This window comes from Streptococcus hyointestinalis (genome assembly GCF_041225505.1).
Classification (GTDB): domain Bacteria; phylum Bacillota; class Bacilli; order Lactobacillales; family Streptococcaceae; genus Streptococcus; species Streptococcus hyointestinalis_B.
The window spans coordinates 1-23,275 of sequence record NZ_JBCLSK010000031.1 but is presented as its reverse complement, the minus strand read 5'-3'; the positions used below and the strand labels follow the sequence as shown (position 1 = coordinate 23,275).

General features: G+C 38.0%; 19 protein-coding genes and 1 pseudogene. 16 read left to right on the top strand and 4 right to left on the bottom strand.

The genetic code is table 11. The features are described from left to right. Nucleotides 1-419 precede the first annotated feature (419 nt). The 3 genes from AALA56_RS07670 to AALA56_RS07660 all read left to right on the top strand — a co-directional run bounded on the left by AALA56_RS07670 (nucleotide 420) and on the right by AALA56_RS07660 (nucleotide 7,326). On the top strand, nucleotides 420-1,187 hold the full coding sequence (locus tag AALA56_RS07670) for a tyrosine-type recombinase/integrase (RefSeq protein WP_369909483.1): 768 nt from the start codon (nucleotides 420-422) through the stop codon (nucleotides 1,185-1,187). Between the two features lie 434 nt (nucleotides 1,188-1,621). Next, nucleotides 1,622-6,328 carry a DEAD/DEAH box helicase gene (locus tag AALA56_RS07665; RefSeq protein ID WP_369909482.1) on the top strand — a complete coding sequence of 1,569 codons (4,707 nt, stop codon included), beginning with the start codon at nucleotides 1,622-1,624 and terminating at the stop codon, nucleotides 6,326-6,328. Between the two features lie 470 nt (nucleotides 6,329-6,798). Continuing rightward, nucleotides 6,799-7,326, top strand: a complete 528-nt coding sequence (locus tag AALA56_RS07660) for a hypothetical protein (RefSeq protein WP_369909481.1) — start codon at nucleotides 6,799-6,801, stop codon at nucleotides 7,324-7,326. Nucleotides 7,327-7,392: 66 nt separating this feature from the next. Here AALA56_RS07660 and AALA56_RS07655 read toward each other — a convergent pair whose 3' ends face one another. Beyond that, complete coding sequence (locus tag AALA56_RS07655; RefSeq protein WP_369909480.1) at nucleotides 7,393-8,835, bottom strand: HEPN domain-containing protein; 1,443 nt, start codon at nucleotides 8,833-8,835, stop codon at nucleotides 7,393-7,395. 336 nt (nucleotides 8,836-9,171) lie between these two features. Here AALA56_RS07655 and AALA56_RS07650 point away from each other — a divergent pair, with 336 nt between their 5' ends. The 13 genes and pseudogenes from AALA56_RS07650 to AALA56_RS07590 all read left to right on the top strand — a co-directional run bounded on the left by AALA56_RS07650 (nucleotide 9,172) and on the right by AALA56_RS07590 (nucleotide 20,339). Beyond that, nucleotides 9,172-9,486: a hypothetical protein gene (locus AALA56_RS07650; RefSeq protein ID WP_369909479.1), complete on the top strand. Its 315-nt coding sequence runs from the start codon at nucleotides 9,172-9,174 to the stop codon at nucleotides 9,484-9,486. Further along, nucleotides 9,486-10,565, top strand: a complete 1,080-nt coding sequence (locus AALA56_RS07645) for an AAA family ATPase (protein WP_369909478.1) — start codon at nucleotides 9,486-9,488, stop codon at nucleotides 10,563-10,565. Before AALA56_RS07650 ends, AALA56_RS07645 begins: the two co-directional genes overlap by 1 nt. A 2-nt stretch (nucleotides 10,566-10,567) precedes the next feature. Continuing rightward, complete coding sequence (locus tag AALA56_RS07640) at nucleotides 10,568-11,185, top strand: hypothetical protein (protein ID WP_115269680.1); 618 nt, start codon at nucleotides 10,568-10,570, stop codon at nucleotides 11,183-11,185. 159 nt (nucleotides 11,186-11,344) lie between these two features. After that, nucleotides 11,345-11,926: a replication protein gene (locus AALA56_RS07635; protein WP_369909477.1), complete on the top strand. Its 582-nt coding sequence runs from the start codon at nucleotides 11,345-11,347 to the stop codon at nucleotides 11,924-11,926. Next, the gene (locus tag AALA56_RS07630) at nucleotides 11,923-12,171 is read left to right on the top strand and encodes a DNA-binding protein (RefSeq protein WP_115269676.1); all 249 of its coding nucleotides are present in this window, start codon (nucleotides 11,923-11,925) and stop codon (nucleotides 12,169-12,171) included. The genes AALA56_RS07635 and AALA56_RS07630 overlap by 4 nt, the downstream gene beginning before the upstream one ends. Before the next feature lie 71 nt (nucleotides 12,172-12,242). Continuing rightward, entirely contained in the window at nucleotides 12,243-13,556 is a 1,314-nt protein-coding gene (locus AALA56_RS07625; RefSeq protein ID WP_369909476.1) for a tyrosine-type recombinase/integrase, read from the top strand. 43 nt (nucleotides 13,557-13,599) lie between these two features. After that, entirely contained in the window at nucleotides 13,600-14,451 is an 852-nt protein-coding gene (ylqF, locus tag AALA56_RS07620; RefSeq protein ID WP_369909475.1) for a ribosome biogenesis GTPase YlqF, read from the top strand. Further along, the gene (locus AALA56_RS07615) at nucleotides 14,438-15,214 is read left to right on the top strand and encodes a ribonuclease HII (RefSeq protein ID WP_369909474.1); all 777 of its coding nucleotides are present in this window, start codon (nucleotides 14,438-14,440) and stop codon (nucleotides 15,212-15,214) included. The genes ylqF and AALA56_RS07615 overlap by 14 nt, the downstream gene beginning before the upstream one ends. Beyond that, entirely contained in the window at nucleotides 15,211-16,215 is a 1,005-nt protein-coding gene (locus tag AALA56_RS07610) for a YdcF family protein (protein WP_369909473.1), read from the top strand. Before AALA56_RS07615 ends, AALA56_RS07610 begins: the two co-directional genes overlap by 4 nt. Nucleotides 16,216-16,226: 11 nt before the next feature. Continuing rightward, on the top strand, nucleotides 16,227-16,793 hold the full coding sequence (locus tag AALA56_RS07605) for a sugar O-acetyltransferase (protein ID WP_369909472.1): 567 nt from the start codon (nucleotides 16,227-16,229) through the stop codon (nucleotides 16,791-16,793). Between the two features lie 63 nt (nucleotides 16,794-16,856). Then, nucleotides 16,857-17,715 (top strand): annotated as a pseudogene (dprA, locus tag AALA56_RS07600) (DNA-processing protein DprA). A 93-nt stretch (nucleotides 17,716-17,808) separates the two neighbouring features. Continuing rightward, entirely contained in the window at nucleotides 17,809-19,941 is a 2,133-nt protein-coding gene (gene topA, locus AALA56_RS07595) for a type I DNA topoisomerase (RefSeq protein ID WP_369909471.1), read from the top strand. Between the two features lie 290 nt (nucleotides 19,942-20,231). Next, nucleotides 20,232-20,339 carry a putative holin-like toxin gene (locus AALA56_RS07590; RefSeq protein ID WP_369909470.1) on the top strand — a complete coding sequence of 36 codons (108 nt, stop codon included), beginning with the start codon at nucleotides 20,232-20,234 and terminating at the stop codon, nucleotides 20,337-20,339. A 408-nt stretch (nucleotides 20,340-20,747) separates the two neighbouring features. Here AALA56_RS07590 and AALA56_RS07585 read toward each other — a convergent pair whose 3' ends face one another. The 3 genes from AALA56_RS07585 to AALA56_RS07575 form a co-directional block, all read right to left on the bottom strand. Then, entirely contained in the window at nucleotides 20,748-21,986 is a 1,239-nt protein-coding gene (locus AALA56_RS07585) for a tyrosine-type recombinase/integrase (RefSeq protein ID WP_369909469.1), read from the bottom strand. Beyond that, nucleotides 21,986-22,180, bottom strand: a complete 195-nt coding sequence (locus AALA56_RS07580; protein WP_369909468.1) for a DUF3173 domain-containing protein — start codon at nucleotides 22,178-22,180, stop codon at nucleotides 21,986-21,988. The genes AALA56_RS07585 and AALA56_RS07580 overlap by 1 nt, the downstream gene beginning before the upstream one ends. 270 nt (nucleotides 22,181-22,450) lie before the next feature. Then, a complete protein-coding gene (locus AALA56_RS07575; protein WP_369909467.1) occupies nucleotides 22,451-22,828 on the bottom strand; it encodes a hypothetical protein in 378 nt (125 codons plus the stop codon). Nucleotides 22,829-23,275: the final 447 nt, after the last annotated feature.

Genomic DNA, 23,275 nt, shown 5'->3' with positions numbered 1-23,275 from the left:
CAAAACAAATGAACCGTAGGAACTACGGGGATAGCTTGGTCAATTAGTGTAACCTCTGTTGGTTAGTCAGCTAATCATAAGTCTGCACTCTACCCAAGAATCTCGCGACTTTAGTCGTGAGAGGTTCAATTTTCACTTGTTGATTCTATACTTGAACAAAGAAAATAAAAATATTATATTGATGTTAATCCGAGGTCAGACAACCAATTTTGGGAATATTATTTTTGATTATGCTAATAAGCTATTGATTGCAAACTTGGCAACAGGCTCCTCATTCTTTATGATGTTATATCAGTCTAGTGAATCTATCATTCAATTATTATTAAATTTATTTGCAGGTCATTTTGCGATTTTAATGAACGAAAAAGGACTCTCATCGTACCGATCTTATTTCAGGAATTGTTACCTTTCTATTATTTTTGTGCTATAATCCACAAAATATTTGGGCTTTTATTATTGTTAATATTGTACTTGCTATTTTGTTTAGCTTTAATCGCCCAACCTATAAAGCAATTTTAAGAACGATTGATAGGGGAAAAGAGTTTGATCGCTATATGCTTGAACATCCCAACCCTCATTTCACGCACTCTGAGAGTATTTTTCGTACAGAATACGGCTCACCTATAACTTCTCATTCTTTTCGTGAAGTGTTAAAAAGAGTAGAGGACGATTTGATTGCCAATTGTGAGGCGTTATATGGTTTTAAATGGACAAAACATGTAACACCTCATTCATTTAGGCATATGCACATTTCTTACCTCCAAAGTAAGGAGATGTCAATCAAAATCAGTGATATTATGTCGCGAGTAGGTCATGCCAACTATGAAACAACAATGATCTACACGCATAAGCTAAAGCAATCTGAAGGTAATACTGTTCGGGCGCTGAACAACTTTGTAGAGAATAATGCATTTCATTTCCTTGCTTTGCAAAAGTGGAGTTGTAAATATTCTCAAAAGATTTATAGCTTAATTGAAGAATCTTATAAGTTAGGAAAGCTAGAGTTGTCTTTGGATGAATTTAAACATTATCTAGGGATAAGTTCTTCGTATCAACCAAGACACATATCTGGAAATATTATTCCAAAGATACAAAAAGATATGTTAAAACATTATCCAAATTTTCAATGTCAAAGTATTCGAGGAACGAATCAAGAAGTGGTGGGGTATCGCCTAACATGGAATTGACAATTTTTCTTGGTGCCTGATCGGTGCCTAATGACAAAAACAGTAAATCAAGGGGGGCACCCCCTTGATATGAAAGGATTTAGAAAATATGGCGACTATTCAATGGTTGATTGCTTGAAACACAAATAAATCACTTTCAAAAACGATAAAATACATAGACTAACACCTCAAAAAGCCTTGATAATCAAGGCTTTTTCTACTTTTCATCAAAACCAAAAATGAAAGATAAAACTTATTTACTTGAGCAATAATAATCAAAAAAGCACATAGTTTGCCCAAAATTTTGCCCAAAAATAGTATAATAAAGAAAAATAAAATTGCTAAGGGTACCCTTAGTTAAGTATATACATACTTAACTAAGGGTACCCTTAGTTAAGTATATACATACTTAACTAACCCTATCAGTCTAATACACTTAGCTTAGGGGAGTTTTTATGTCTTTTGAGAACCTCGTTGACCAAATCAATCACTCTGCAAAAACACAGCGTGATAGAGGGACTTACTTTGAATATCTTGTAAGAGCTTATCTTCAACATGAACCAACTTATAAGAATGAGTTTAAAAATGTCTGGATGTTAGCTGATGTGCCAGACACGTTTGCTATTCCCAAAGTGGACATTGGGGTTGATTTAGTCGCTGAAAAGTTCACTGGTGAATTGGTGGCTGTTCAGGCAAAGTTTTATGACCACACTATCCAAAAAGCCAATATTGACTCATTTTTGAGTGAACTTGGAAAAGATTACTATGAATCAGGTATTATTGTCGCATCTACTGATAAATGGGGCAAAAATGCTGAAAAAGCGCTTGCTGATAGAAGTGATGTGGTGCGGATTGGTCTATCTGATTTGAAAAATTCTCAAATCAACTGGGAAAAGTTTTCTTTTGAGCAGCCAGAGCAGGTAGTCGTCAAAGAAAAGAAGAAACCACGCTATTATCAAAGAGAAGTTATTGAAGCATCTTTGAGTCATTTTAAAGCGCATGATAGAGGACAGCTTATCATGGCGCCTGGTACGGGTAAAACCTTCACGAGTTTAAAAGTAGCAGAAGCGCTTGCCAAAGAAGCGAATAAAGAACAGTTTGTCATTCTCTACCTCGTCCCTAGCATCCAATTGCTAACGCAAACATTGCGTGGCTGGAATAATGATGCTGAATTAAGCCTATCTTCTATGGCTGTGACTAGCGACCGTAATGCTAGCCGTGGCAATGTCAAACAAGATGAATCTAACATCACCATTAAAGCAAGTGATATTGGTTACCCAGCGACAACCTCAGCTGAGAAAATCATGGCAAACTACAGCGAGCTATTGGCGCAACCTAAAAAAGACTTACTAGTTGTCTTTTCAACTTATCAATCTATTGAGGTTCTTGGAAAGGCTCAAAAAGATGGTTTTCCTGAGTTTGATTTGATTATTGCTGACGAGGCTCATAGGACAACAGGCGCTAAGGCTTTAGGAGAAGAAGCTTCTGTCTTTACAAAAGTGCATAGTGACTTAAACATCAAGGGTAAAAAGAGACTTTACCAAACCGCAACACCAAAACTATACGGAAGAGAAGCGAAAAAGAAAGCAGAATCCAACTCTATTGTCATTTCAAGTATGGATGATGAAGCTTTATATGGAAAAGTCTTTTATCGTTTAGGTTTTGGGGACGCCATTAGTCACGGTATTTTAACTGATTACAAGCTAATGGTTTTAGCGGTTGATGAAACAGTTGTCCAAAGAGATATGCAAAAGTCCCTTTCAGATGCTGAAAATGGGCTAAATATTGATGATGTAGGGCGTATTATTGGTGTGTGGAACGGTATGATTAAGCGTGAGACTTTCTCTGACACCGTTTCTGGTGAGCCTATGAAGCGTGCCATTGCCTTTTCTCGTACGATTAAGGACAGCAAGCAGTTATCTGAGCAGTTTGAAAATGTTGTTAACGATTACCTAGACAATGAAAACGGCTTTTCTGTCAATGTGCGTCACGTTGATGGTGGGATGAATGCTCTAGAAAAGGGTGAAGCCCTAGATTGGTTAGCAAGCGAAGATATTCCAGAGGATTCTGCTCGGATTTTGTCTAATGTGCGCTTTTTGACTGAGGGAATTGACGTACCAAACTTGGATGCCATTATCTTCCTATCTCCTCGCAAGTCACAAGTGGATATTGTGCAGGCGGTCGGACGTATCATCCGCAAGTCAGAAGGCAAAGAATACGGCTATATCATCTTACCAATCGTGGTGCCGTCTGGTGAAACACCTGAAACCATTCTTGATAATAACAAAACCTATGATGTCATTTGGCAGGTTTTAAATGCGCTTCGTTCTGTTGATGAGCGCTTTGAAGCCACTATCAATAAATTAGAATTAAACAAGAGAAAGCCTAAAAATATCCAAGTCATTGGGGTTGGTAGTGCGCCTGATGACCCAAGTTTTCAAGATAGTGATGTTGATAAGCCAACTAAAGAAATTAGAATTCAAACAGAGCTTGAGCTTGATTGGAAAGCAGTTGAGGGTGCTATCTATGGTAAGATTGTACAAAAAGTAGGAGATAGACGTTATCTTGAGGACTGGTCAAAAGATGTGGCGGATATTGCCCGCCGTCATATCCAAGGAATTCAGATTATTTTAGAGAAAAATCCAGAAAGTAAAGAAGCCTTTGAGCGATTCTTACATAGTCTACAGCACAATATCAATGAGTCTATTGACCAAGAGCAGGCTATTGAGATGTTGGCGCAACACTTAATCACTAAGCCTATCTTTGACGCTTTGTTTGATGAGTATAGCTTCATCAAGCACAATCCCGTCAGTCAAGCGATGGAGCTGATTATTGATGAGTTTTCTCAGTACGGTTTTGAAAAAGAACAAAAAGAGTTACAGCCTTTTTATGACTCTGTTCGCCTGCGTGCTGAAGGGATTGACAATGCGCAAGCCAAGCAAAAAATCATCATCACACTCTATGATAAGTTTTTTTCTACAGGCTTTAAAGCCACAACCGAAAGACTTGGTATTGTCTTTACTCCTGTAGAAGTGGTGGATTTTATCGTCAAATCGGTAGACACTGTTTTGCGTCAGCATTTTGGCAAAACTCTTGCTAGTGAAAATGTTCATATTCTTGACCCATTCACTGGGACAGGAACTTTCATTACACGCACGCTCCATTATTTCAAACAGATGATGGACAAAGGGGAAATCACCTATGCTGATGTTTTGAGAAAGTACACCAAAGAGCTTCACGCCAATGAAATTGTGCTTTTGAGCTATTATATCGCTGCTATCAATATCGAAGCAGTCTTTGATGAAATCAACGGTGATGTGCCTTATCAACCGTTTGAGGGTATTGTCCTAACGGATACCTTTGAGTCAACAGAAACGGAAGATACGCTTGATGACTCTTTCTTTGGCGCTAATGACCAGCGCTTAAAACGTCAACAAGAACAACCCATCACAGCTATTATCGGCAATCCGCCGTACTCTATTGGGCAAACAAGTGCTAATGACAACAACCAAAATATCGCTTATCCAAAATTAGATAAGCGTTTAGCGGATACCTATGTTTCAAAATCAAATGCAGGACTAACCAGAGGTCTATATGATACTTATGTCAAGGCTTTTCGTTGGGCGAGCGACAGGTTGAGCGACAAGGGGGTGATTGGTTTTGTGACAAATGGCGCTTATCTCAATACCAATTCAGCGGACGGGCTTCGAGCAGGTTTGTATGAAGATTTTAACTATCTTTATATTTTTAATCTGCGAGGTGACCAGCGAACCATTGGCGAAAAATCACGTCAAGAGGGAGGCAAGATTTTTGGTTCAGGTAGTAGGACGCCCGTTGCCATTTCTATCTTAGTCAATGATGGGTCAGATAAGCACGAACTTCACTATCATGATATCGGAGATTATTTGTCTCAAAAAGAGAAATTGCAGATAATTGAAGACTTTGGGGATATATCAGCCATTGAATGGCAAACCATTCAACCAGACGCTAATAACGACTGGCTGAACCAACGTGACCCGAATTATCAAAAATACGCTAGTTTAGCAGGAGAAGAAGATTCCGTGTTTTTCAATAATTCAATGGGAATTTTAACAAGTAGAGATACGTGGATAAGTGGCTTTTCAAAAAGCAAAGTTAATCAGAATGCAGAACACTTAATTTTAAACTATAATTCTGAAATTGATAAAATTAGTAAACTAGACCTAGACGAAAGAAAGCGGAGCCTGAATAGGGATGACCAATATATAAAATGGTCTCCAAATTTAGAACAATCAGCTTTAAATTTGAAGAAACTTACTTATGAAAGTTCTGTTACTTGTCAAACATTATATAGGCCTTTTGTCAAGAAGTGGGTATATTATTCCAAGAGTCTGATTGAACGTACAGGTAAATATTATAAAAAATTTGGAAGTGATAACTTAGTAATTAATACGTCTGGCAGGGCATCAAGTAGAGATTTTTCAGTTATTGTAACAAATCGTCTCCCTGATTATCAACTTGTCATGAATGGTCAAGGTTTTATGCGTTACGACAATGAGGTGGATGAGACACAGTTGTTCCAATCCAATGACAACATGAACCAAGCGTTTGCGGACAAGCTAGGGCTTAGTTTAGACGATACTTTTGCTTATGTCTACGGGCTTTTGAACGCTCGTGACTATCAAGAAAAGTACGCTAACGACTTGAAAAAAGACCTCGCACGCATTCCGATTGTCAAACATAAGGAAAAGTATGTTGAAGTTGGAAAAGCCTTGATGAATTTACATCTTAACTATGAAGAAGTGCCTGTCTATGAAGCAGTCACTATCACGCCTTTGGTCAATCCGACTTACAAAGTGACCAAGATGCGCTTTGCCAAAACCCGAGATGAAAATGGTAAATCTGTTAATGACCGCTCAACCATTATCTTCAACCAAGACATCACCATTAGCGACATCCCAGAAAAAGCTTATCAGTATGTTGTCAACGGTCGCTCAGCCATTGAATGGATAATGGATCAGTACCAAGTCAAAACAGATAAAAAGTCAGGTATCATAGACGACCCCAACGACTACAGCACAGATGAAAAGTACATTTTTAACCTTTTGTTGAGAATTATCAACGTCTCTATCCAAACCGTTGACCTCATAGAAAGCCTACCCCCTTTTGAAGTGGAGGAGTAGAGAAAAAATTTAAAAAAATTGAAATACATAAAAAAGAGCTCCAGCCCAGTGCTGGCGCTCTTTTTGGTATTTTCCTATATTTCATTTTTAAAATGCTTGGCAGTTTTGCGAAAAATATTTGATAAAGTTTTTCTTGTAGAAGAAAGAAATTGATAACACAAATGAAACCGTTTTATTTTCAAGGTCTATGGTACTCTATTCAAATTCAGAATATCAGATATAATGAAATTGAAGATAAAGTTTTGATTGAATAATTATCAACAAAGTTTTTTATCTTCTATATAAAAATATTATAGTCCCTGACTGGATGCGCATCCAAATGGACGGATTGAAACTCAAAAACATAGTAACATCACCAGAAGTTTACTGTGTGAAAAGTTTCGCCGTTTTATTTGGTGTGCATTTTTCACACTATCATCGGCAAACTAAATGTTTTTCTTCCGTCCAAATTTGGACAGAAAGGAAGAAAAATGACATATAACAAAAAAGTAGAAAAAATCTACAGCCAACTTTTGGGAGAAGCACTAACAAAACAACTAGCAAAAACGCATATTTTACAAAATCAGTTTGGTTTTCAAGATGCGAATGGAAAAGATATATCAATTTCTGCAACAACTGTTGGAGAAATTCTGAAAGGGAGACGAAATATGACTTCGAGGTCTGCGCTAGCTTTTCAAGAAACTCTTCAGTATCAAACACCAAAAGCACTATTTTTACAAGACGACTCTTTCAAAATTGAATTGCTGTCTCAATTAATATTGATTATTCTAGCCGACTCTATTTTTAATAATACACTTTTCAAAAAATCATTAATTCAAAAAATTGACAAATGTACTAAAAAAGGTATTCAGGATTTTGTAAAAAAACACAAAGATGTACTTATTGACTCGCTTTCAAACTTTTTCCCAGACTTTCCAGAAGAAGAAAGCTCTTACAAAATCGCTGAAAAATTAACAATTTGGCTCTTTGATTTTGCTTGTCTTATAGAAAAATTTTGAGAGTAAATAGATTGTCAGAAATTCTGACAATCTATTTTATATATATTCTACTATTAAAAAATATTTTCAATAATTCTTATATTCATAGTCCATTTCTAATGTTTGGTATATATAATACCTCAAAACTTCTTGAAGAAGCACTTTTGTTTTATACATTTCGTTAATATCTGTTATCATTTTCGGATATTTATCTTTAGAGTCCCCGTGAGTGTGATAATTACGAGTTTGAGTTAATTTTGTTATTAAATCCTCTCTATCAATATTATCGGTAAAAATTTTAGTTTGATTAGCTTCGTCTATTCCATCAAATAAATCTTTTAAACGTTCCGAGAGAGTAGGTTCTTTCTTTGTAAACTTCAATCTATTTCGAAATTTACTTTTAATCTTTTCTGGAACATGTGTATTTATAAAATTAATCACAGATTGTCTAGCACCTTCTTCAGCATCGGATAGAGGTTGTGGCATTAAATTCCTAAAATTTCTAGAATAGACTTCTAAATTTTGAATCGCATCAACTAGTTGGTCTTCTAAATATAAATCACTATGAAGATTTTTTGAAAATTGGCGAACTATAAATTCAAGTTCTTCCGTTTTACCAAACCAGTTATTTAAGATTTTTTCAAAGTTATCATCTAAATTGTTCAAAGAAATATCTTGCAAAAAGTATTTTTTCCAATTTTTAAATTTCCTAGCATGTTGCACAAAGAATTTTCCTTTTATTAATGGAAAACGTTTCCCTCTTACCATCTTATCCTGAACCAGAAACTCAATATTTGTAAACGATAGTGGTATGTTTGATAAAATTTCAACTAAATCTTTAAATTTTTGTGAAGCTTGATAAAACTCTTTAAAAGGCCTTACGTTAGAATTAGATGATGTAAATTCAATAAAGTAATTACTCTTAAAAGATGTCGTTGCATATGAAGAAGTTAACGTTGCTCTATCTTCAAAGTTCATGTCCAAAGATTCTATTAATACTTTTGTTGATTGGTACTCACTTACTGCACTTTCAAAAATATCTTGAAAACCTTTACGCTTAATATTGACCAATGACTTTTCAATCCATTCTTCAATATGTTCAAAACTAAATCTATATTCCTTAATTTCTTCAGATTCTAATTTATCAATTAAATCCTTAAAAGAATCAGGGCTACCGTCAAAATTTTCAAGTTCATTATAAAAGACATCGTAGATTTTAAAATTCTTCACTCTGTATTTAGTTATAGGAAATCCTGGAGTTGAAATATTTGCTGTTGGCTCTCCGTAGGTATTTAAAATTAAAATATTACCGTTACTTGAAAAACCATATATCTTTTCCAAATATTTACCAAAACCGAATGAAATACCTGTTTCTTCTTCAAAATCCCCCAATAATTCCAGTACAATTTCTCGCGGTGAATAATGCAGGATACCACTTAGATTGTTTGGAGAAATAATGTTATCAGGATAGTCTGAAAAATATCCTTTTATTTCAAATTCTTTATCCCAAGTATAATCTTTAAATTTCATATTCCTTTTAAGCATTCCTCCTAGGTGATGTTAACTACCAATACCAACATTATACTCTAAATATGTTTAGTATTTTCCTAAAAGGTTTTTATTGTAACTTAACTTTAACATTTATGAGGAAAATTATTATCAAGTCGCTGAAAAATTAACATTTTTTCTCTTTGAATTTACTACCTCATATCATAAAAAGTGAAACTAGACTGTCAGAATTTCTGACAGTCTAGTTCGTTGAAATGAGATAAACTAAGAATGTACTTAGCTAAGACAGTCTAGCTCAGACTAAAAAGGAGCATAAGTTGTAACTCAATTAAACTTTAGAAAGACAAAGGTGACATTATGAAAGCACATAATCGCAAAGGTGGCTACTCAGCCATTACAGCAAATGAGTATATTGATAACAAACAAGCTATTTTCTGTCTCAGCACAGAACTTGAACCACAAATCAAATTCGAAAATGGACAGCCAACAGGAGAGATTATCGCATACAAAGCGTGGTTCTCACAAAAAGGACTCCCACCTTTCCAAGTTAAATTTGAATCAGATGTTTCACTCCCCTCATACATGGATATGGTCGAATTTGATATGCTTGAAGCCTGTCAGATCAACTACAATGTATATTTTCAAGCACAAGACATCAAGGAGGTCAAATAATGAATAACAGAGAACTTTCTCAATACTTACTACAAAGCCTAAATATGGGGCTCACCACCCTCATATACGGAGAGAGCAGTTATGTAAACTCTTTCGATATAAAAATTATGTCTGATGGCTTTCTCTTTATTCCCCGTTTACCATCAAGCTATATCGTTGATGATGAACTATACCAAAAGATTTTTTTAATCGCAAACGCTGCGCTCTATCCTCGCTATACTTTGCTCAAACAAAACTCAGCTTACTTCGTAGCGCTGGACACCGATGACATTCACGTACAACGTGGGCTCTTCTTTCCTTGGAAGAAAGGCATTTCAAAGCGTTTGGTGATTCCTGACTTAGAAGCCTTTTCTAAAAGTCAACCTCCAAACACCATCCCCATCATGAAGAATCTAACCATTGACTACAATAAAGTGACTCACATCGCAATAGCTGGCAACAGTGGTTCTGGTAAGTCCTACGCTCTTACTTATTTTTTAAGTCTTTTAAAAAACTTTTCTGAGTTGATTATTATAGACCCAAAGTTTGATACACCGTCACGATGGGCTCGTGAAAATGGTGTTGCTGTTATTCATCCTCAAAAAAATCGCTCAAAATCAGATTTTGTCTCTGAAATAAATGAAAATCTCAGCAATTGTCTTAAACTCATTCAGCAACGTCAAGAGATTCTATATGATGACCCAAAACATCAATTCGACCATTTGACGATAGTTATCGATGAAGTTCTCGCCCTATCTGAAGGTGTAAATAAGACTATCAAGGATTCTTTTTTCTCATTATTATCTCAGATTGCGCTTCTCGGTCGTACAACTAAAATTCATCTTTTGTTAGTGAGCCAAAGATTTGACCACCAAACCATCCCTGTATCCGTTCGAGAACAACTCAACGTTCTCATTCAGATTGGAAATATCAATAAGCGGACGACAGCTTTCTTGTACCCCGATTTAAATCCTGAAGGTATTGTGATTCCGATCGGCAAGGGTACAGGGCTTATTCAAATACTTGATAATCAACACCCCTTTCAAGTACTGCCATTGTTGTGTCCAACGTACTATTATACTAAGAAAGACATACTTTAATCATGAGGAAGAGCTTTTTTCAGCGAAGCTACAACATCACTATTAGACTCACGTTTTTTGGAGCTATTAGTTATCTTTTAAGTTTTGTTAGCTATTTATTAAATCAAAGATTTGATAATATCGATATTGTAAAGCTAAAAGACTATCTGATTTTCGTTCAAGATAAATTGGTTACTGTTGCACACTTTGCAAAATTTCTAGCTATCATTTCAATGATAGTAGTTGTGCTTCTAATTGTTATTGAGTTAATTCAGCGTTTTTTCAAAGATTCCATTTGGAATTATTTTAAGTCAGTATATCAAACAGTGAGATTACGTCAGTTTCTCAAACAAGACGAAAAATCAAAGTCTGTTATTACTATTGATAGTCAAACTACAGTCACAAAATTCAATCCAATTCTGAAAAAATTCAACAAGGCTGTCTCTAAATGTACGGTTGATGTCCGTAAAGACTCTGTGACTGTCTTTATTAGATATCCCAAGACGCAACAAGCACAAAAACTTCTCAGAGAAATGGAAGCTCATATCAAAGAAGAAGTCTCTAGCCGTAACCCTGATTACTATTTTTCATCACCCAGTCGTGAAGGAAATAGACTCTGGTTTGTAGGGACAAGACGTTAAGCGAAAAGGGAGAACTTGGCTCACGTAGTGAAAGCCAAGGGTTCTCTCTTTTCCGAAAGAGAATTGGGATATATGGGGGCTTACTACGACGCCCCCATATATCAATAATCACTAATCAAAAATCTGATAATTTTATGTCATTAAAAAGAGGTTATAACTATGGTAAAAGATAAGCGCTCAAATAAATGGGGATTCTTGCTCTATCGGGATAGTTGTCCAGATAACTATCTAGAGATTCTTGAAGGTATGAGGATACCTTTTGTATTGTCGCCGTGGCATGACAAGGATGTAAACAAAGAAACAGGTGAATTTAAAAAGGCGCATAAGCACGGCGCACTTTACTTTGATTCGCTGAAAAGCTACTCTCAAGTTTCTGAATTACTGACTAAAAATCTCAATACACCTGCCTATGTAGAAATTATCATGAGCCCAAAAGGCATGTACGACTATTTCACACATGCTGAGAATCCCGAGAAAACACCTTATAATATCGAGGACATAGAGTCAGGTTGTGGGTTTGATAAAGAGAAGTTCTTTATCGATAACAACTCTAATGAGTTTTTGACACTTGTTATTGATATTATTGAAGAGCATAATTTCACGGAATTTACGCATCTGGTCACTTACGCCCGTACTGAAGACTCTATGCTTTTACGGTTTATTGTTGATAAAACTTACTTTTTCGCTAAATACCTAGATTCAAGAAGATACGCTAAAGGTGAAAAGGAGGACGATAAATGAAAGAAGAAAAAGCGGTGTGGGTCAGTAAAAAGATGTTGTTGGAAACATGGTCAGGTCTGAATCTCTATACGCTCAACAGATTCATTTCTGAAATGCGACAGAATCCTAAATTTTCAAAGTCTGTCATAAACCCGACTCATAAACTCGTCTTTATCAAGCTATCTGGCTTTGAAGAGTTTATGCGATTTAAACAAAAAGAATATTTCAAGCCAAAATCATTACAAAAAAATAAGTGGTCTAAGTAGGCGCTCTGAGCTTGTATAATACATTCTAGACTATCGTAGACAAGAAAAAAATGATAAAATAGTAACGTTAGTTGTTATTTTATCGTTTTTCATTTACACTTTTGGAGGAAAAAATGTATCTAGAAAAACGAGAAGGAAAAAACGGTATAACATATGTTGTAGTAGAAAGATATCGTGACCCTATTACTGGCAAAAGTAAGAGAGCATCTGTATCTTTTAAACAAAATACAATCAGAGCAAGGCGCCAAGCAGAGCGAGAACTTCTTGAGAAGATTGAAGCTATCTTTGAAGAGAAAGAATCACTCTATCAGGGAGAAAAATTCACTCAGTTTGGGCAGTTGAAAGAGAGCTGGTTTCAAACATGGACAACAACGGTAAAACCTCAAACTATCAACCGTGAACTTTTGGTATTAAGGCGTTTATCCGATATGATACCAGATGAGACGTTGCTCTCAAAAATTACGCCCTTATTTGTACAGCATTGTTTGACAGAATACAGAGAGAAGTATCGTGCGAGTCATTCAACACTACAGCATATTAAATCAACTTTGAATAAAATATTTGACTATGGGGTGTTACACAATGCAATAATGTTTTCACCTTCTAAGGTCATCAAGCTAAATGCTTCAATAGTCGATAAACAGGCTAAAAGAAAAAGGCGTGAGGATAAGTTTTTAACCGATAGAGAGGTTAACGTTCTATTGTCTGAGTTAAAAGGACGAAGAAATAAGACTTATTATGACCTTGCTATTTTTCTTTTAGGTACTGGCTGTCGCATTGGAGAAGCTTCTGGTTTGACCTATGATGATATTGACTTTGAACATAAAAGAGTCACTATCTCAAAGTCACTGCATTCAAATGATTTAAGGGTAGAGGAGTATTATCTTGATACGACTAAAACAGTAGCTGGTGAGCGAACAATATACTTACCTGATGTTGTCATAGAAGCACTATTAAGAGTTATTGAGCGAAACAGGCGCTTTGAGGAGTATGTGAAAAAACATCCTTCAAAAGCATTTTGGAAAAATGACTTTTTGTTCAAAACAGAGTATGGCTCTCCTATCACATCACATAGTTTTCGTGGTATCTTGATGAGAGTCAACCAGCAACTGAGAAAGAAGTGTAAGGCTCGCTATGGATTTGACTGGACAAAAAATGTAGTTCCTCATAGTTTTCGGCATATCCATATTACAGCGCTAAGAAATAGCTCTAATGTTCCGCTCAAAGAGATTCAGGAACGTGTCGGTCATGTCGAATTAGAAACAACTAATGGGTACACGCACTTAGTGGATAATGGTCAAGATAAGTCTGTTCAAACTATTACGGACTTCATTCAAAAAGTTGACGTTGCCCAAAATTTGCCCAAAAATCAAAAAATAATGTAAAACAAGTTTGTAAAACCCAAGAAAATCAAGGAGGAGAAGGAATATGGCGACTATTCAATGGTTTCCGGGGCACATGTCCAAGGCGCGTAGGCAGGTGCAGGAAAATATCAAGTTTGTAGATTTTGTGACGATTTTGGTGGATGCAAGGTTGCCTTTATCCAGTCAAAATCCCATGCTAACAAAGATTGTAGGTGACAAGCCTAAGCTTTTGATTTTAAATAAAGCGGACCTTGCTGATCCCCAGTTGACCAAAGAGTGGCAGCAGCATTTTGAAAATCAGGGCATTAAAACCCTTGCTCTCAATGCTAAGGAACAATCCACTGTAAAAAAGGTGACCGATGCGGCGAAGCAGCTCATGAGTGAAAATATTGAAAAGCTCAGAGAGCGTGGCATTCAAAAAGAAACGCTGCGCACTATGATTATCGGCATTCCAAACGCTGGTAAATCCACTCTCATGAACCGCCTAGCGGGCAAGAAAATTGCTGTTGTCGGCAATAAACCAGGTGTCACCAAGGGGCAGCAGTGGCTCAAGTCCAACAAAGACTTGGAGATTTTGGACACACCTGGGATTCTTTGGCCTAAGTTTGAGGATCAAGTAGTGGGGCTCAAGCTGGCACTGACAGGTGCTATCAAGGACAATCTGTTGCCTATGGATGAGGTGACGATTTTTGGGTTAGATTATTTCAAGCAGTACTATCCAGATAGGCTTGTGGAGCGTTTTAAAGGGATTGACCTTTCTGAGACTGCGCCTGAGATGATTATGGCGTTGACTCAAAAACTTGGTTTTCGTGAGGACTACGACCGCTTTTATGCGCTTTTTGTCAAGGAAGTGCGTGACGGCAAGTTAGGACGCTACACTCTTGACACGCTAGGAGATACAGATGGCGACCATTAAGGAGATAAAGGAGCAGTTGCTTGCTATCAAGAGTCTTGACGACCCTAGATGGAGAGAGTATCTGGAGGATAGCCGAGCAGGTGTGCAGACCGCTATCAAGCAACGGCAAAAAGCCATTCAAAAAATGCTCTTGGAGGAAGAGCGCTTGGAGAAGATGTTGCGCTACGAAAAAGCTCTCTACAAAGAGGGCAAGTGCTTGATAGCAGGCATTGACGAGGTAGGAAGGGGGCCGCTTGCGGGTCCTGTTGTCGCAGCAGCAGTGATATTGCCTGAGAATTGTAAAATAGCTTGGCTCAATGACTCCAAAAAAATCCCAAAGCATAAGCACCAATCCATTTACCAAGCTATCTGTGATAAGGCGCTTGCTATCGGCATTGGTATCAAAGACAATACTGTCATTGATAGGGTCAATATCTACGAGGCGACGAAACTGGCGATGCAGGAGGCGATTGAGCAGTTGGAGCTAGTGCCTGATCATCTCTTGATTGACGCTATGACCTTAGATAACGGACTAGAGCAGACCTCTATCATCAAAGGAGACGCCAATTCTCTGTCCATTGCAGCGGCGTCTATCGTTGCTAAGGTGACACGGGATAAGATGATGGCTGACTTTGACGAGCGCTATCCAGGTTACGACTTTGCTCACAATGCAGGCTACGGCACCAAACAGCACTTGATAGGCTTAAAACAGCAAGGCATTACGCCCATTCATCGCAAAACCTTTGAGCCTATCAAATCCATGCTGAGAGAGGAGAACATGTGATTATCTTTGCTATCACGCTGCTTATCTTTTTAATCAGCTACCGCATAGAACGGCGCAATCTCTGGATAGGTGTGGCTTTTATCGGGTTCTTATTTGGGCTGTTGGCTCTTGTCTGGTCGTCCTTTTCCTTCCAAGATTACCCGATACTGTATATGATTATCGGTTTTCTCTTTCTTGTAGCCTTTATCCTTCTCTCTGTAGGACCGTTGATTTTTATCGTGGTCTGTCTCTACAATGGCAGTCGCCTTCTTCAGCGTGAGGGCACCAAGCTGACCAACTTTCTATCATTTGGCTTAGGGCTTGGCATTTTGACTTATCTCTTTATCCTACCAGTTGTTATCGCAAGCTTTAGAACACCGACGCTCTTTTACATCCTCTATGTCTACATCGGTGGGATATTGACCTATCTCTTTCTTATCATTGCACTCTATACCTTGGCAAGTTTTTTGAATGCAATCAATCTTGGTAAGCGTAAGCTCGACTACATCGTGGTGCTGGGTGCTGGTTTGATGGGAGAAGAGGTCACACCGCTTCTTGCTAGTCGTCTAAACAAGGGCATTGCTCTTTTAAAAAAACATCCTAACAGTCAGCTCATCGTCTCGGGCGGGCAAGGTGCAGATGAGGTTGTCTCTGAAGCGCAAGCCATGGCAAACTACGCTATGAGACAAGGTGTTCCTCAAGAATCCATCATCCTAGAAAACCGCTCTAGAAATACTTATGAAAATATCGCCTTTTCCTATGAACTGATGAGAGAAAATAGCAGCTTTGCTCTTGTGACCAATTATTACCATGTCTTTCGAGCTCTGCTATTAGCTAAAGGTCAAGGTATCAAATGTATCGGCTACGGCGGTAAGACTAAGTTTTATTTCAGCCTAAACGCTTTCATTCGAGAGTTTATCGGCTATATGGTGATGACCAAGAAGCGCCACATCATCCTTATCAGCCTCTACACTATCCTCTATATCAGCCTTTTCATCATCGAAAGGTTAGTAAGCCACTAAAGGAGAAACTTATGACACAAACTGAACGTGACAAAATGCTAGCAGGAAAGCTCTATGACGCTAGCGATAAAGAACTCAAAAATCAACGCCTTGAAGCAAGAAAAAAACTCATGGCATTTAACGCCGAGCAGGATGAGAAGAAGCGCTCAAGCCTGCTAAAGGATTGGTTTGGCACAACTGGCGAGCACATCTTTATGGAGACTGGCTTTGTCTGCGATTATGGCAATAACATCCATGTCGGAGAGAATTTTTATGCCAATTTTAACCAGACATTCTTAGATGTCTGTGAAATTAGGATTGGCGATAACGCTATGATTGGACCTAACTGCCAATTGCTAACTCCGCTCCATCCATTGGACGCCAAGGAACGCATTGCAGGATTAGAGTATGGTAAACCTATCACTATCGGTGATAATGTCTGGCTAGCAAGTGGTGTGACTATTCTCCCTGGTGTGACACTAGGCGATAACGTCGTTGTCGGCGCTGGCAGTGTCGTCACCAAATCCTTTGGCGACAATGTCGTCCTAGCAGGAAATCCTGCTCGTATCATCAAACAGTTGGATTTACCAAAAGTGTGAGCAAATAGCTTGCACTTTTTTACTTTCCCGCCAAAATACGAATAAACAGGTGGAGGTAATCACATGAATAATTTTGAACTGTTTAAACTGAAAAAAGCGGGGCTAACCAATCTCAATATCATCAACATCCTTGATTATCAAGAGCGGGTCGGAAAGTCGCTGAGCTTGCGGGATATGGCGATCGTCTCAAAGTGTAAAAATCCTGTGGCTTTCATCGAAAACTTCCGCTCGCTTGACAGCAAAACATTGCGTGAGCAGTTTAGCCGCTTTCCGTCCATCTCGATTTTGGACAAGGAATATCCCTTAGCCTTAAAAGAAATCTACAACCCACCCGTTTTGCTCTTTTATCAGGGCAATCTGGATTTGCTTGAAAAGCCTAAAATCGCTGTGGTTGGCGCTAGAAAGGCAAGTACAGTCAGTGTCAAATCCGTGCAAAAAATCATCCAAGAACTCAACAATCGCTTTGTCATTGTCAGTGGTTTGGCGCGTGGGATTGACACCAGTGCTCACATGTCGAGTATCAAAAATGGCGGGGCGACCATTGCTATCATCGGCTGTGGCTTAGACGTCTACTATCCAAAGGAAAACCAAAAACTCCAAGACTATCTGGCGAAAAAACACCTTGTCCTATCAGAGTATGAAGCAGGTAGTCAACCGCTCAAGTACCATTTCCCAGAGCGCAACCGTATCATCGCTGGGCTTTGTCAAGGGCTCATCGTCTGTGAAGCTCGCATGTGAAGCTCGCATTCGCTCAGGCAGTCTCATCACTTGTGAGCGAGCGTTAGAGGAGGGACGGGACGTTTTTGCCATTCCTGGTAATATCCTAGATGGTGTCTCTGATGGTTGTCATCATCTTATCCAAGAGGGTGCAAAGTGCATTACATCAGGCTCTGACGTGCTTTTGGAGTATCCATTTGCTTAGTGTTTTTCCTATAAGAAAAAGTTTTTTATTGACAGCTTAGAAAAAGTGGGATATGATACATACAGTTTAAACAAATGAGAAAGTGTAATCTGTATGGAAACAGCAACCAAAACGAAAACGACAAAAACAAAGACAACAACGAAACGTAAGAAGAAAACAACAACGAAAAAAAATCTAGTCATCGTTGAGTCTCCTGCAAAGGCGAAGACGATTGAAAAGTATCTTGGGCGCAACTACCGAGTTGTCGCCTCTGTTGGGCATATCCGTGACTTGAAAAAGTCTAGTATGTCTATTGACTTTGACAATAACTATGAGCCGCAGTATATCAACATCCGTGGTAAGGGTCCGTTGATTAATGACTTGAAAAAGGAAGCCAAGAAAGCGAAAAATGTCTTTCTCGCAAGTGACCCGGACCGTGAAGGAGAAGCGATTTCATGGCATTTGGCACACATCCTAGACCTTGACCCTAAGGCAAAAAACCGTGTGGTCTTTAACGAGATTACCAAGGATGCTGTCAAAAATGCCTTTGTCGAGCCACGTGAGATTGACATGAACTTGGTGGATGCCCAGCAGGCAAGACGTGTTCTGGACCGCATTGTGGGCTATTCTATCTCGCCTATCCTATGGAAAAAGGTCAAAAAAGGGCTCTCTGCTGGACGTGTGCAATCTGTCGCACTCAAGCTCATCATTGACCGTGAAAACGAGATTAAAGCCTTTAAACCAGAGGAGTATTGGACGATTGATGGCGCCTTTAAAAAAGGCACCCGCAAGTTCAACGCTAGCTTCTACGGCTTAGACGGCAAAAAGCACAAGCTCCAGACCAACGATGATGTCAAAGAAGTCCTCGCTCGTATTAAAGGCGATGATTTCAATGTCGATAAGGTGGAGAAAAAGGAGCGTCGCAGAAACGCACCCCTGCCTTACACTACCTCATCGCTCCAGCAGGATGCGGCGAATAAAATCAACTTTAGAACCCGAAAGACCATGATGGTCGCCCAGCAGCTCTATGAGGGCATTAGCCTCGGCAAGAGCGGCACACAAGGTCTTATCACTTATATGCGTACCGACTCGACTCGTATCAGTCCTGTAGCGCAAAATGACGCTGCGAACTTTATCACAGAGCGCTTTGGGGAGAAATATTCCAAGCACGGTAGCCGTGTGAAAAATAGCGCTAGCGCTCAAGATGCACACGAAGCTATCCGCCCATCAAATGTCCAGCAGACACCTGAGTCTATTGCTAAGTATCTGGACAAAGACCAGCTTAAACTCTACACCTTGATTTGGAACCGCTTTGTCGCTAGTCAAATGACAGCTGCTGTCTTTGACACCATGAAAGTGACATTGTCTCAAAACGGCGTTATCTTCACAGCCAACGGTAGTCAAATCAAGTTTGATGGTTACCTTGCTGTTTACAACGACTCTGACAAAAACAAAATGCTCCCTGACATGAAAGAGGGAGACACTGTCAAGAAAGTCACCACTCAGCCAGAGCAGCATTTCACCCAGCCTCCAGCTAGGTACTCAGAAGCGACGTTGATTAAGACGTTGGAAGAAAATGGTGTGGGTCGTCCGTCCACTTATGCGCCGACCCTTGAGACCATCCAGAAGCGCTACTATGTCACCTTGTCTGCAAAGCGCTTTGAGCCGACAGAGCTCGGTGAGATTGTCAATAGCTTGATTGTCGAGTTCTTCCCGGATATTGTCGATGTGGCATTTACGGCAGAGATGGAGACTAAGCTGGATGAAGTCGAGCTTGGCAAAGAGCAGTGGCAAAAGGTCATTGACCGCTTTTACAAACCTTTTGAAAAAGAACTTGAAAAAGCAGAAAGCGAGATGGAGAAAATCCAAATCAAGGATGAGCCTGCGGGATTTGATTGTGACGTCTGCGGCTCACCTATGGTTATCAAATTAGGGCGTTACGGTAAATTCTACGCTTGTAGCAACTTCCCAGAATGCCACAACACCAAAGCCATCATCAAAGAAATCGGCGTGACCTGTCCGCTGTGTCACAAAGGACAGGTCATCGAGCGCAAAACTAAGCGCAATCGTATCTTCTATGGCTGTGATCGCTATCCAGAGTGCGAGTTCACCTCTTGGGACAAGCCTGTCGGACGTGACTGTCCAAAATCTGGCGACTTCCTCGTCGAGAAAAAAGTCCGTGGCGGAGGCAAACAAGTCATCTGCTCAAACGAAAAGTGCGATTATAAGGAAGTGGTTGTGAAGTAAGTTATATGAAAAAAACTAAAAATCACTTTGTAACAGTATTGATTACAGTCTCTTTATTAGCTATGTTGTTCATGATTGGCGGATGGACGTCGTAGTTTGACTTGCTGATGAAAATTAAGCTACATACAAAACTCTTCTCACATTAAGTGAGAAGAGTTTTTTTGCTGTTTCTAGGAATGATATGATATAATGCTTATTGTAGAAAAGTGAAGATGGCGGCTCTTGTTTTCTGAAAGAGAGGTGATGCCTATGGGCAATTCATCAAAATCTGACGGAAAGGAGGAGCAATTTTGACAGCGTTTGAAGTTGTGCATACCATTTTAAGTTTTGGTAGTTTTACCGTGGCTGTAATTGGTTTGTGCTATAAAATCTTCAAAGACGATGACAAAAAGAAATAGCCGTCAATACTTTGGAAGGTAGTTCGGCTATTTCTTAATATAGCAATTACAAGCCACCGTCTTTTAAACGGTTCTACATTGGGGTTAAGTTGTCGCTTAACCCTTTTTTCTATTTTCATTATACCATTTTTGGACTAAATAGCAACTTAAAACAAAAAAGAGACAGCTTATTTTGATTAAGCTATCTCTTTTTGGAGACACTTTGGAGACAATCCAAAGTGTTTTATCCCAATTCAACACTATTCATAACTATTCATAATAGGCAAAATGCTGTTAAATCAAGAACTTTTAGACTAAGTTACCCTTATGTATTATTCCCACTCAACGGTTGCAGACTCCTTGAGAATCGCTATATAATAGGATTTTTAAGGAGTTAGTAATTCTTTGGTGGGGTTTTTGGTGGGAACGTTATTTTGAAATTGATTGGTTCCCGTTGAAATGTACTAAGCTAGAAGATGGGAAAGAAACATTAATAATTCCTACCATTTCATTAGTGATAACTTCATCAGCGCCATCCCATAGATGTGAGTAATGTTTCAATGTGATTTCAGGAGAAGAGTGTCCTAAACGTTTTGATAGAATAAGTACAGTAGCATTTAATTCATTAATTAGCAGCGAAGCATGACTATGACGGAGACCTTTCGCTTGGATAGGCTTTACGTGAGCAATCTTGGCGTACCTTTTAATAATCCTTGAGATTGTAGATTTTAGCATAGGTAAGCCATCGTATGAAAAGATAAAATCGTTCTCGTGTCCTAGTCCAATCTTTTTTTGAGCTTCACGCCATTTTTTTAACACATCAATAGTATCTTTATCTAAACTAATCATCCTTCTCCCGTCTTTAGTTTTCGTATAGGAATTACTAGTCCATTCTTTTTTGTTTTTAACAATAAGCATATGATGAACTCGTAGGCGTTGCTTATCAAAGTCAACATCATTCCATTGAAGGGCACAACCTTCATTTACACGTACGCCAGTCATGAAATATACCCAAATCATCACGAAGTTTAAATGTTCATATACATCTTCAATGTAAATTTGAGAAATAACAGCTTCAAATTCGCTCTTAGTCCAATATGGGACATTACTTTTTCCTTTAGGAATTGCATTAGATTGCTTAGAAATGTTTTTTTCCACATATCCCATTTGCAAAGCATAGTCTAATGATTTCCTAAACATGCCAAAGATGAGGCTAGCATATCCTTGTGAATATCCGGCACCATCCTCATCTTGACTAGTCAGTAACCATGTTCGAAACATCTGGACTTGTTCGAGTGTAATCGAACGAAGTGTAGTGTCACCAAAACGATCACAAAGCTGTAAAAGATTTTTCTCTCGAACTGAAAATGTGCTGTGCTCAACTGTTGTTCTATAATATGGAATATAATGTTCTTCCATAAATTGTCGATATTTCATCCGGTAGTTAGAATAACCTTGGGATTGATGATATTCATGCTTCAGACGCGTTAATTCCTTGTGTGCTTCTGAAGCAGAATTGAATGGTTTTCCGTGTTGATCTACCCTTGATTTCTTACGTACACGTTTCCCTGTAATTCTATCTCTACCAAATTCGGTTTGAATAAAAAATTTTCCGTCTTTGTCCGTATAGACTCCAGGAAATTTAGTTCTCTGTTGATTCTTTGGCATTATTTCTCCTTGTGAAGTGAAACACCCAGAATTTCTTCAACAGCAACGATAGGGACATGCCCTAAACGTCGATTATTATAAAAGGCATATCCCTTTTGTACCATAATTTGCTTAGCTTGTCTAATAATTGTAACGGCAGTATAGGGATTGTAACCCATTTTAATTAAATCTTCTTTGTTCATTGTTTGTTTCATAATTAATAATCCTCTTGAAATTTCTATATTTTATTGAGATAATAGAAGTAGGTAATAGATATTATTACTAGTATATTTTGAGTTTGTTTCTGACACCGACCAAAGTTTGGAAACAAACTCTTTTTTATTTTTACTTAAAGTAACCTTCATATCCTTATCCTTTTGAAAATATTCGAATAGTAGTTGCGGTACAATTTTATATATGTTTCTTGATATATCAACGTTTTTTAACATTGAAAAATATATTTGCTATTAAAATAACTGCTTTATTTATATTCCGTCTCTAAATCTTTTTAAGATCCGTTTTGACATTTTATCTTCAAGTTTTTCTTTTGTATTTTCTGTAATTGTTTCATTGAAGATCTCATTTCTTTCTTTTAAGGAGTATGTTTTTAGTGGAAAAGTTTTATAAGAAGTTGTGGAAGGGCTTATACGAGTGCCTAAACCATCAATACCCCAATGAGATGGAACAATTGAGAAACAAGATTTTATATAATTTTCGTTTTGTTTCTGTGATTCTAGTAATTCTTTCTTCCTAAGTTCTCTATTTTCCTTTTGCCTTTCCTTTTCTTCTATTTCTTCACGAGATAAGGGAGGTCTCATGACTACTTCTTTTTCTCGTTTATTTTTCTTAGGTCTTCTTACCATGTGAATTCCTCCTTACTATTAAATCTGTAATGAAGATGTACTTTTAAAATGTAACTTTCTTTAAAATTATCCCTCCTTATTTGTTACATTAATCAGTATGTCACAAATGTTATCGAAATAGCCCATTTTGAGCAAAAAAGAAATTAAAAAATGAAAAAATTTTTAAAAATAAAAAAACACTCAATTTTGAGTGCTTTGAAAAACGCGTCCTAACAGGGTTTTGAAGAAAAAAAGTAGGCTCTTACCTACTTTAATTTTTTTAGTTTAGAACAAGAATGTTAAGAAAGAAATCAATACTTTCAGTACGATCTTTTATTGATGTGACAAGGTTTTGAAGGAAAAAAGTAAGTTTTTATCTACTTTATTTATTTTTTTAAAAGTTCTAAAATGAAGTTAGCCACTTAAAAGTATGAAAAAACACCTCAGAGAGATATAATTGTAATCACC